This window comes from Pantoea sp. X-Soil-YNGN-785 (genome assembly GCF_059730585.1).
The window spans coordinates 2,753,347-2,765,811 of the sequence record NZ_AP035942.1; the positions used below are offsets into that span (position 1 = coordinate 2,753,347).

The 12,465-nt window shown below is 54.5% G+C and carries 6 protein-coding genes; 4 read left to right on the forward strand and 2 right to left on the reverse strand.

The genetic code is table 11. The features are described from left to right. The first annotated feature begins 498 nt into the window (after positions 1-498). Genes AC6I8E_RS12715 through rcsB form a run of 3 tightly spaced genes read left to right on the forward strand, consistent with a single transcriptional unit; the run spans position 499 to position 4,982 of the window. Positions 499-1,653, forward strand: a complete 1,155-nt coding sequence (locus AC6I8E_RS12715) for an MFS transporter (RefSeq protein WP_497824064.1) — start codon at positions 499-501, stop codon at positions 1,651-1,653. 19 nt (positions 1,654-1,672) lie between these two features. Then, positions 1,673-4,330 (forward strand): phosphotransferase RcsD, encoded by a 2,658-nt coding sequence (gene rcsD, locus AC6I8E_RS12720; RefSeq protein WP_013358558.1) that lies wholly within the window; start codon positions 1,673-1,675, stop codon positions 4,328-4,330. 1 nt (position 4,331) lies between these two features. Next, entirely contained in the window at positions 4,332-4,982 is a 651-nt protein-coding gene (rcsB, locus tag AC6I8E_RS12725; RefSeq protein WP_009089068.1) for a response regulator transcription factor RcsB, read from the forward strand. 63 nt (positions 4,983-5,045) lie between these two features. Here rcsB and rcsC read toward each other — a convergent pair whose 3' ends face one another. After that, positions 5,046-7,898, reverse strand: coding sequence for a two-component system sensor histidine kinase RcsC (rcsC, locus tag AC6I8E_RS12730; RefSeq protein WP_013358559.1), 2,853 nt, complete (start codon positions 7,896-7,898; stop codon positions 5,046-5,048). Between the two features lie 615 nt (positions 7,899-8,513). Next, positions 8,514-11,186, reverse strand: a complete 2,673-nt coding sequence (gene gyrA / locus AC6I8E_RS12735) for a DNA topoisomerase (ATP-hydrolyzing) subunit A (RefSeq protein WP_147789452.1) — start codon at positions 11,184-11,186, stop codon at positions 8,514-8,516. A 177-nt stretch (positions 11,187-11,363) separates the two neighbouring features. On the opposite strand from gyrA, the gene ubiG reads away from it, so the two are divergent. After that, a complete protein-coding gene (gene ubiG, locus AC6I8E_RS12740) occupies positions 11,364-12,089 on the forward strand; it encodes a bifunctional 2-polyprenyl-6-hydroxyphenol methylase/3-demethylubiquinol 3-O-methyltransferase UbiG (protein ID WP_201252805.1) in 726 nt (241 codons plus the stop codon). Positions 12,090-12,465: the final 376 nt, after the last annotated feature.

Here is a 12,465-nt window from a genome sequence, read left to right on the forward strand (position 1 = left end):
TAATTTTTAGCGTAACCCTGGTAAAAATCAATTTCAATGTACAGATTTCATTATGATTTAATCTTTATTACATTAGCCATAGCTGAAATTCAGTTTTCGGAAAATTCGCTTTGCCCTTGTTTTTTCATGTCAATTTATTGCTGACTGTTTCCATAAATGATGCAAATTGGTTAAAAAACCACCCTTTCAAAAACCTGAGGCCGGAAAAATAAATTTGTTAATTATGCGATTCAGCCATCATTTATGGCTGGTCCTGTTCCGCCTTTTGGGTGGCAACTTGTTGAAAAGCAGCATTGAAATTTGAGTTAAGTCATGCCGTGTGAGTGGTGGTCATACCAGGAAAGTTCTGGAAAAAATTCGCGGCGCAGCAAAAGTCGGTAAACTCCCGGTTTTGCCATTTAAACGATGTTGCTGCACCACTTTAATAAGAGGCGCAACGGCCACTGAACTCACGGCCAGTGCTACACTTTTCCGCTTTACCCTTGATGAATCTGACCTATGACTGCACTGGACGCTGCACAACAACATAAGTATCAGAGCCGCCTGAACTGGGGCACACGCACCATCTTTCTGATTAATGGTTTAGGGATGTCAGCCTGGGCACCGCTGGTGCCTTTTGCCCGCGATCGTCTGCAGCTCAGCGGCGCCTCATTGGGCGCATTACTGCTTTGCCTGGGAATTGGCTCGCTGGTCGCGATGCCGGTGACCGGCACGCTGGTGGCACGGTTTGGCTGCCGTCGGGTCATGGGCTTCTCCACGCTGTTAGTGCTGCTTATGATGCCGCTGCTGGCCACCGCTGACTCTCATCTGGTGATGGCAGCGGCGCTGATGCTGTTTGGTGCCGGGCTCGGCATGCTGGATGTGGCGATGAATTATCAGGCGGTGCAGGTTGAGCAGGCTGCCGATAAACCGATGATGTCAGGCTTTCATGGCTTCTTCAGCCTGGGCGGGATTCTGGGAGCGGGTACGGTGAGCCTGTTGCTGAGCCGCGCGTTTACGCCGCTGCACGCGACCCTGGTAGTGATGGCCGTGATGCTGTTACTGCTGCTGTGGCGACTGCCGGTGTTAATGAATCAGCGCCTGCATCAGCCCGATCAGCCCTGGCTAGTGATCCCACGCGGCTGGGTCGCATTTCTTGGCCTGCTCTGCTTTATCCTGTTCCTGGCGGAAGGGGCGGTGCTGGACTGGGGCGCACTGCTGTTGCTGCAGAATCCGGCGATGTCACCCGCTTATGCGGGTCTGGGCTATGCGGTCTTTTCAGTAGCGATGACGCTGGGCCGTTTTAGCGGCGATAAGATCATCCAGCGTTTTGGCCGCTATCCGGTGATGCTGACGGGCGCACTGACTGCCGCAGCGGGTATGACGCTGGCAGTCTGGCTGCCGTGGCCGGAGATCGCCCTGCTGGCATTTCTGCTGGTGGGCTTTGGTTTGTCCAATACGGTGCCGATGTTGTTCAATGCTGCCGGGAATCAACAGGATATGCCTGCGAACCTGGCGATTTCTGCCATGACAACGCTGGGATATGCGGGTATTCTCTCAGGTCCGGCTTTAATCGGATTCATTTCGCAATGGATCAGCCTCAGCGGCGCATTTTTAATGATCGCGCTGTTGCTGTTAGCGGTAGCCGCCAGTGCGCGAAAAGTTGCGCGATAATTCAGGTACCTGACACGCTATGTTGTATAAGTTTCCACTGACCTCCGGCAATGTCACCCGCTTTTTTGTGGTTTTCAATCTGGTGCTGCTGCTGGCGCTGGGCTTTATGGTGCATAACTCGGTCAATGCCTGGCTGACCGGCAAACGCTATGCCATGGACGATCTGGCGCGTGACGTGCAGAAGCGCATCGACGCCTACCGCTTTGCCACCTGGCAGATCTATGAAAATCTCTCCACCAGTGCAGCAGGCGCCACACCCGGCAGCAATCTGCAGGAGACGCGGCTGCGTCCTGACGTCTATTACCTGGAAAAAACCCGCCGTAAAACCGAAGCGCTGATTTTCGGTTCACACGACAGCAGCACGCTGGATATGACCATGCGGATGTCGAACTATCTCGACACGCTGTGGGGCGCAGAAAATCCCACCTGGTCGATGTATTTTTTAAATGGTCAGGACAACAGCCTGATTATGATCTCGACCCTGCCGCTGAAAGATATGGCGACGCGCTATAAAGAGAGCGCTATCAGCGCAATGGTGGATAGCCGCCGCGCGGAGATGCTGCAACAGGCTAATGCGCTGGATGAACGCGAGAGCTTCTCGCCGCTGCGCCACCTCGCCTTCCAGAACGACCACTATTTCACGCTGCGCACCACTTTTAATCAGCCGGGCCATCTGGCCACGGTGGTCGCCTTTGATCTGCCGGTTAACGATATTGTTCCGCAGAACATGCCGCTGGAAAACTTCCAGCTGCGTCAGGACAGCTCAATGCCTGCCACGACAGCCGATCAGCAGGAGGTGGAAAACACCCGCATCACGCTGGTGAATCCCAATATTGAGATTACGGCCACCCTGCCCAGCACGTCGCTGCAGCTGGTCTATCAGGTGCCGATTACCCGCCTGATTATCGACAGCCTGCACAACCTGCTCTGGCCGCTGCTGATCAACCTGCTGCTATTCCTGCTGTCGCTGGCGGGTATCGTGCTGCTGCGCCAGCAATCGCTGCGTCCCAGCGAGAATCAGAGCGCTGAACTCGACTCGCTACGGGTACTGAATGAGGAGATTGTCGCCAGCCTGCCGGTCGGCCTGCTGGTGTATGACTTTGCCAGCAACCGCACCCTGCTGAGCAATAAGATTGCTGAACATCTTTTGCCTCACCTCAATCTGCAGAAGATTATTAATATGTCCGACCAGCATCAGGGCGTGCTGCAGGCCACTATCAATAACGAAGTGTATGAAATTCGCCACGCCCGCAGCGTGCTGTCGCCACATACCCAGCTGTTTATGATGCGTGACCAGGATCGTGAGCTGCTGGTGAACAAGAAACTACAGAAAGCACAGCAGGTGCTGGACCGCAACCATCAGATGCGTCAGCAGCTGCTGCACAATCTGGGACATGCGCTGAATCAGCCACTGGAGAAGATGGTGACGCAGCTGGTGCAGCTCAGCCAGCGTGACGCCGATGAGACTGTGCTGGACCTGCTCGATGAGAGCCAGGGGCTGGCGCGACTGGTGGATGATATCGTGCTGCTGAACCGGCTTGAGGCGCATGACTGGTCACCGGATGCCACCGTCTTTAACCTGCAGGAGCTGCTGGACGAAATCGCACTGGAAAGCCTGCCGCTGATGCGTCGCAAAGGGCTGTCGCTGGTGGTGAATAATCATCTGGCGAATGACGAGACGCGCTTTGGCGACCGTCGCGCCCTGCGCAAAGTGCTGACCACGCTGATGCACTATGCTCTGACCACCACCCGCTGGGGAAAAATCACCCTGGAAGTTAAGGCTGCGGACAAACAGGCCGATAGAGTGATCATCGAACTGGTGGACACCGGTGCGGGCCTGACGGTGGATGAGCTGGCGAATGTCGACTTCCCGTTCCTGGGCGATACCAGTCAGGATCGCTACGGACAGGCTTCCGGCATGGCGTTCTTCCTGTGTAAGCAGCTCTGCAAGCAGATGGGTGGCAGCCTCGATATCGTGGCAAAAGCGGATATCGGCACGCGCTATAACATGCAGCTGCCGCTGGTGCTGGAGCAGAAGCACGAAGAAGAAGAGGAAAAGATTCTGGATGGTGTGACCGCGCTGGTGGAGATCACCGTGGAGGACGTGCATAAAATCGTCTGCCGTCATCTGGAGAACTGGGGCGCACGGTGTCTGACACCCGATGAGCGCATTTCCGGTCAGGATCACGATGTGCTGGTGACCGACGATCCCTCAAAGCTTAGCGGCTGGGCACTGCTGCTGGCGGAAGATGAACTGGGTCATCATGCACTGAACGACCAGCAGTATCGGGTCAATTTCAATCTCAGTAATGCGATGCTGGATGCCTTACTGGCCCTGATTGAGAAGCAACTGTCGCATGATGTGATGGATAATGACATGGAAGACGACACGGCCACGCCATTGATGAGCGGCGGCTATTTCCAGCTGTTTACGGAGACAGTACCGGTTGATGTGAAGAGACTGTATACTGAGTCGGCGGAAAAGGACTACGCCTCGCTTGCTCAGACAGCGCATCGCCTAAAGGGCGTGTTTGCCATGCTCAATCTGACTCCCGGCAAACAGCTTTGTGAAGAGTTAGAACACCACATTAAAGCGTGTGACGATTCAAACATTACAAATACCACCAGTGATATTGACGCTTACGTCAATCAACTGCTGCAGCAAGGTAACCAATAAGATGAATAACTTAAACGTAATTATTGCCGATGACCATCCAATTGTCCTTTTCGGTATCCGAAAGTCTCTGGAACAAATTGAATGGGTCAACGTTGTAGGTGAGTTCGAAGACTCAACAGCACTGATCAATAATCTGTCCAAGCTCGACGCTAACGTCCTGATCACCGACCTCTCTATGCCAGGTGAGAAGTATGGCGATGGCATCACGCTGATTAAATACATTAAACGCCACTATCCGGATCTGTCGATTATTGTTCTGACCATGAACAATAACCCGGCGATTCTGAGTTCTGTGCTTGATCTCGATATCGAAGGGATTGTCCTGAAACAGGGCGCGCCTACCGATCTGCCGAAAGCACTGGCTGCACTGCAGAAAGGCAAGAAATATACGCCGGAAAGCGTTGCGAAACTGCTGGAGAAGATCAGCGCAGGTGGTTATGGCGACAAGCGTCTGTCACCAAAAGAGAGCGAAGTACTGCGTCTGTTCGCTGAAGGTTTCCTGGTAACGGAAATCGCCAAGAAACTGAACCGCAGTATCAAAACGATCAGTAGCCAGAAGAAATCAGCGATGATGAAACTGGGCGTGGATAATGATATCGCGCTGCTGAACTACCTGTCGTCTGTCAGCCAGACTCAGGTCGAAAGAGACTAAGTTACTTCTGAGGCGGTGCAGCCTGCACCGCCTTACCTCTGCCCTATCCTGCTTTATCCTGCCCTATCCTATCCGCGTTTTGCGCACCCGATCAGCATAGATGGCCAGCGTCACTTTCAACACATCCAGCGTCACCGGTTTTGACAGGCAGTTATCCATGCCCGCATCCATACAACGCTGTTTCTCTTCCGCCAGCGCATTCGCCGTCACGCCGACGACCGGGAAGAGATGGCCCAGCTGACGCAACCGCTGCGTCAGGCGATAACCATCCATGTTTGGCATGTTCACATCAGTCAGCACGATGTCGATTTCATTACGACTCAGCACGTTAAGCGCATCAACGCCATCCTGCGCGGTTTTCACCTGATAGCCCAGCGTGCCAAGCTGTTCCGACAGCAGCATGCGGTTAATCGGATGGTCATCGACAATCAGCACCATGATGTCATCGTTATGCACTTTCTCTTCGACCGGCGCGGCTAGCAGCAACGCATCCGCCGCATCGTGGCCCAGCGAAATACGGTAGATGCGCGCCAGCAGCGCCGGCACCTCGTGCAGCGTGGCTGTTGAGTGGATCCAGCGTCCCGGCTGACGTTCACGCGGCATATCCACATGCGAGCCATCGAAGGTGATCAGCGCCCGCAGCGGTAAGTCGATTTCCAGGTCGTAATCGGTCATCACCACATCGTCGTGACCCGGCTTACCATTATATTCCGCGACCTCAATGCCCTGCTGCTGAATCTGGCGGGTAATAAACTCCGCAAGATAGTCGTTACGCATCGCCAGCCAGACTTTGTTCTCTTTCAAATCCTCGAGCAGCATCAGTGACGGCTTCTGCCCTTTGTAGATCGGAATACGGACGATGAACTGGCTACCCATGCCTGGCTCTGAGTCAACTTCAATGTCACCGTCCATCATATTGATCAGCTTTTCACAGATCGCCAGTCCCAGCCCGGTGCCCTGGAAATTACGCTGCACGCCACTGCCTACCTGGAAGAAAGGATCAAACAGACGTGGCAGCTCTTTCGCCGGGATGCCGACGCCGGTATCACGGACGCGGAAGGCCAGATAGCCTTCGGCAACCCAGGCGTGGAGGATAATACAGCCGGTGTGCGTGAACTTAATCGCGTTATTCAGCAGGTTCGAGATCACCTGCTGCAGGCGCAGCGGATCGCCATCCAGCACCTGCGGCACATCATGTTCGATAAAGCAGTAGAGCGTCAGCCGCTTCTTCACCACCAGCGACAGATAGTTACCGACGATGTGGGTGACGATTTCGCGCGGTGCAAACGGACGCGGCTCAATTTTCAGCTGCTCGGACTCAATTTTCGAGAAATCGAGAATATCGCTGATGATCTTCAGCAGCAGGCTGGAGGAGTTGTTCATCGCCGTCACCAGCGAGTCGATGCCGCTGGGCAGCTCTTTGGTCTGTAACAGGTCGAGATTACCGATAATGCCATACAGCGGCGTGCGCAGCTCGTGACTGACGGTAGCCAGGAACATCGATTTAGACTGGCTGGCCTGCTCTGCCGCGTGGGCCATCTCCTGCAGAGACTGCTCCATTCGTACGCGCGCCGAAACATCGACCAGCACGCAAATCGCCACGTTCTCATTACGATAGCGCGAATGCACAAAGCTGATCTGCAGGTTAGTATTACTGCCGGTCAGCACATCGACAAAGTTGACCTGCTGCCCGCCAATAATCTCATTCAGTCTCAGACGATCTTCCTGCGTCAGCAACGTCAGATAGTTGTGCGCCAGCTCGTTACTCAGAATATTGGTGCCGTCGCTGGTACGTAAGATACAGATCCCGACCGGCGCAGAGGCAACAATCTTACGGTTAAACTGCTCATGCTCTTCCAGCCGGTGGGCATTCTCCTCCGCCGGCAGGAACATCCGTCGCTCAAACACCCATGCGAGAGTAAACAGGATCACGGCGCTGAAAATATTAAGCAGCAGCGCATTGATAATCATCAGCTTAAGCTGATCCACCATGACGTCGGTGGGTATCGACCACACCACGTTAAGATCGGACGGCGGCAGCGGTTTCTTCAGCACCAGCTGACGATACCCATTCAGATAACCAAACCAGGTTTTATCATCCGGCAGATTATCAAGCGAGAAGCCCAGCCCGCCGCGCCGCGAGTTAAGCAGTGGACGGTAATTTTCGTCGGTAATAGACGCAATAATCGGCAGGCTGCCCGGCTGAATAAACTCATCCAGCCGGATGTTCTGCTCAACACCCAGCAGCGCCTGTAACTTATTGGCGACATAAACCGGCACTACCATATAGAAGGTGCCGACGCCGGGCTGCGCACTGCTATTGATCCAGTACATCGGATTGCGGCGATCTTCTTCGCTGCTATTGCGATAGCGCAGTACATTCTCACGCAGCGATTTCAGGCTGCGTTCCCGATCGGCATTACTGCTGCCAATGGTAAAGTCCGCCAGACACTGACTCTCGCCACCGATAAAGAACACCCGATTAAGCTCATATGACGAGGCGAAGTTGCTCTTCCAGTAATTGATGTAGTAGCTGAGGGAATCGAGCGAGTTGCGCCAGGTATTGCTCATTGAAGTACAGTCGCCATCCGAAAAGAGTGGCGTAAACTGCGGCTGCGTAGTTTTGCCCGGCATCATGCCGGTCAGCACATCCAGACCACTGCTGGCGTTGGTCAGGCGGTTCTCGGTGATATATTTCAGCTCACGCATCATGTCCGCCGAATGGCGCACATACCACTGAATCGTGCCGTAGTTGCTGGCGAACTCCTGCCGGACCTGCGTCTCTTTATTGTGCAGCACGCTGATGATGTAAAACGCCGTCAGAACAGCGCCCAGCGTCCAGATTAGCAGCGCCAGCGCGCGGAAAAGATAGCGCGAGATGCGAAGCGTAGTGCGGAAAGAGACAGGATATTTCAAAGGTAACTCGCAGTTGGCAAGGTTAGTCGCATCATCGATTTTTAATGCCCATACACTAGCTTTATCAGGCGAAAAAAGCCAGCCAGCCGCAGGCTTAGCGGAAGGTTTGGGAATCTTTTAAGATAGCGAAAGCAGCCAGCTATCAGTGAACAGGAAGGCTTGCGTACAGGCTTGCCCGTAAGAACTCAAAGCGACACCGTAATCCCAGCGAGAAAGGCTGGCTATGCCCGAAGAGCAAAGCGTCCACGCCACAGATGGCGTGGCCGATCCGCAGGGATGCGGGAATCCTTTGCGATCGGGCATAGCGGGCCTTTCGGCGGCTCCCATCCCGCAGCCACCGGCTTCCGACGCCCATTCTCTGCTACCCTGCCTCCACTCAAAGCGACACCGTAATTCTAACGAGAAAGGCTGGCTATGCCCGAAGAGCAAAGCGTCCACGCCACGGATGGCGTGGCCGATCCGCAGGGATGCGGGAATCCTTTGCGATCGGGCATAGCGGGTCTTTCGTCGGCTCCCGACTCACAGCCACCCACACCCGACCTCAAAAAAAAACGGCAGGCCGGGTTTCCCCTGACCTGCCGTTTCTGCAACGAACCTCAGCTTACATCAGACAAATTACTCTTCGTCTTCTGCTGCGTCGTCTTCGTCTACTGCATCTGCTTCCGGTGCAATCTCTTCATCGTCGATCTCAGCTTCCGGCGCAATATCATCTTCGCCTTCCGCCACGCTGCCGTCGATTGAATCCAGCTCTTCCTCTTCAACCGGCTCGGCAACACGCTGCAGTCCGACTACGTTCTCATCCTCAGCGGTACGAATCAGAATCACACCCTGGGTATTACGACCCACGACGCTCACTTCTGACACGCGGGTACGCACCAGCGTACCGGCATCGGTGATCATCATAATCTGATCGCCATCGACAACCTGAACCGCGCCAATCACCGGACCATTACGCTCGGTCACTTTGATTGAGATAACACCCTGCGTCGCACGCGACTTCGTCGGGTATTCGCTGTTGGCCGTACGCTTACCGTAACCATTCTGCGTCACGGTCATAATGGCACCTTCTTCACGCGGCACAATCAGCGACACCACACGATCGCCTTCAGCCAGCCTGATGCCGCGCACGCCAGAAGCGGTACGGCCCATGGCACGAACTGCGGACTCTGCAAAGCGAACCACTTTACCGGCTGCGGAGAACAACATCGCTTCATCGTTGCCATTAGTCAGCGCCACGCCGATCAGCTCATCGTCATCGCGCAGATTCACGGCAATAATACCGGCGCTGCGTGGACGGCTGAACTCTTTAAGCGCCGTCTTCTTCACGGTACCCAGCGCGGTCGCCATAAAGATATTGAAGCCTTCGGTATACTCACGTACCGGCAGAATCGCCGTAATACGCTCGTTAGCTTCCAGCGGCAGCAGGTTGACGATTGGACGTCCACGCGCGCCACGACTTGCTTCTGGCAGCTGATAAACCTTCATCCAGTACAGACGGCCACGGCTTGAGAAGCAAAGAATCGTGTCATGAGTATTGGCCACCAGCAGACGATCAATGAAGTCCTCTTCTTTGATACGCGCGGCTGACTTGCCTTTACCACCACGACGCTGCGCTTCATAGTCGCTCAGCGGCTGATACTTCACATAGCCCTGATGCGACAAGGTCACGACAACATCTTCCTGATTAATCAGGTCTTCGATATTAATATCAGCGGTGTTTGCGGTGATCTCGGTACGACGATCGTCACCAAACTGATCGCGCATCAGCTCAAGCTCTTCGCGGATCACTTCCATCAGACGCTCGGCGCTTGACAGAATGTGCAGCAACTCAGCGATCTGCTCCAGCAGCGCCTTATACTCATCCAGCAGCTTCTCGTGCTCAAGGCCGGTCAGTTTCTGCAGACGCAGATCCAGAATCGCCTGAGCCTGCTGCTCGGTCAGATAGTACTGCCCGTCACGGATGCCGTACTGCGGATCCAGCCACTCAGGACGCGCGGCGTCATCACCTGCACGCTCCAGCATCGCTGATACGTTACCGAGATCCCACGCCTGGGCAATCAGACCCGCTTTTGCTTCTGCCGGATTTGGCGCACGACGAATCAGCTCGATGATCGGATCGATGTTCGCCAGCGCAATCGCCAGACCTTCCAGGATATGCGCGCGGTCACGGGCCTTGCGCAGTTCAAAGATGGTACGACGCGTTACGACTTCACGACGATGGCGAACGAAGGCGTCCAGAATCTCCTTCAGCGCCATAATCTTCGGCTGGCCCTGATGCAGCGCCACCATATTGATACCAAACGAGGTCTGCAGCTGGGTCAGTGAATAGAGATTATTCAGGACCACTTCACCGACCGCATCACGCTTGATCTCAATCACGATGCGCATGCCGTCTTTATCAGACTCATCGCGCAGTGCGCTGATGCCTTCGACACGCTTCTCTTTCACCAGCTCCGCAATCTTCTCAATCAGGCGGGCTTTGTTCACCTGATACGGCAGCTCATGAATGATGATGGTCTCGCGGCCCGTTTTCGCATCGGCTTCCACTTCGCCACGCGCGCGAATGTAAATCTTGCCGCGTCCGGTGCGGTACGCTTCTTCGATGCCACGGCGACCATTGATGATGGCGGCGGTCGGGAAATCAGGCCCCGGAATATGCTCCATCAGCGCTTCAATGCTGATGTTCTCATCTTCAATGTACGCCAGGCAGCCGTTGATCACTTCACGCAGGTTGTGCGGTGGAATGTTGGTTGCCATACCCACGGCGATACCGGACGAACCGTTCACCAGCAGGTTAGGGATTTTGGTTGGCAGAACTTCAGGGATCTGCTCAGTGCCGTCATAGTTCGGTACGAAATCGACGGTCTCTTTTTCCAGGTCAGCTAACAGGTCGTGGGCGATTTTCGACATGCGAATTTCGGTATAACGCATCGCTGCAGCGGAGTCGCCGTCGATGGAACCGAAGTTGCCTTGTCCGTCCACCAGCATGTAACGCAGGGAGAAAGGCTGGGCCATACGTACAATGGTATCGTAAACGGCAGAATCACCATGCGGGTGATATTTACCGATAACGTCACCGACGACGCGGGCAGATTTTTTATAGGGTTTGTTCCAGTCGTTACCCAGTACGCTCATCGCATAGAGTACGCGACGATGAACCGGCTTCAGGCCATCACGCACATCGGGTAAAGCTCGGCCAACGATGACCGACATGGCGTAACCGAGGTAAGAATTTTTTAATTCTTCTTCGATATTGACCGGTGTAATTTCTCTCGCAAGGTCGCTCATGGAGCCGCTATCCCTCTACTTAATCCCGGATTTTAAAGGTGCGAAAGTATATCACACTGCAATGCCCGGGTGAACGTTAACCACCGATATCGCCCGCTTTTCCTTACGCCTGAAAGGTGTGCCATCCGCGGTTAAGCGTTTATACTGTGGGCACATTTTGTCAGGAGTTACGATTCAATGAATGCACAACCGCAGAATCATCAGCAGAACGTCGATGCGCAGGAAATTGCCAAGTTTGAGGCGGTGGCCTCGCGCTGGTGGGATCTGGAGGGTGAATTTAAACCGCTGCACCGCATCAACCCGCTGCGCCTGGGCTATATCGCGCAGCACAGCAACGGTTTGTTTGGTAAAACCGTGCTCGACGTGGGATGCGGCGGCGGCATTTTAGCGGAGAGCATGGCGCGTGAAGGCGCAGTGGTGACGGGCCTGGATATGGGCGCTGAACCGCTGGCCGTGGCACGCCTGCATGCCCTTGAGAGCGGCGTGACGCTGGACTACGTACAGCAGACCGTTGAAGAGCATGCCGAACAGCACACCGGAAAATATGATGTGGTGACCTGCATGGAGATGCTGGAGCATGTGCCGGATCCGCGCTCGGTGATTCACGCCTGTGCGAAACTGGTCAAACCCGGCGGCGAAGTCTTTTTCTCTACGCTGAACCGCAACCCTAAAGCCTGGCTGCTGGCGATCTTTGGCGCAGAATATGTGCTCCGCATGCTGCCACGCGGTACGCATGACGTGAAGAAATTCATCCGCCCTTCCGAACTGCTGGGCTGGGTCGATGAAACGACGCTACGTGAACGTAATATCATCGGCCTGCACTACAATCCTGTGACCAACCGCTTCAAACTGGCCCCGGGTACGGATGTCAATTATATGGTGCATACCCATCGCGCCGTATAAGTGATCGGCCCGCCTGAATCAGGGCGGGCTTGCTCTTCCCTTTCCGCTTTTCATCGCCTGCTGACCCCAAAATCATCCGCAACAGAGGCATAGTGTTATCTGCCAGTGGGTTACGTCACACCCACTCTCTTCTGCCTCAGATTTCAGTCCGCGCCATCTGGCAACGCCCTGGGCAGGTAGTCTCTTTTCGCCTTTTTTCCTCCCCTTCAGGGCCGAAAAGGGAGGATTGAATAAGAAATACGCGTCCGATCAAAGTTAGAAAAAAAAGTGTGATCTGGTTGACATGTTGCCAGGCCTTACAAGGCATGGCCTAAGAATTTTCGCCAAAAATACAACCCCTCTATCCATCATTTTTTGCTCTTGTTAAGCGGCCGTA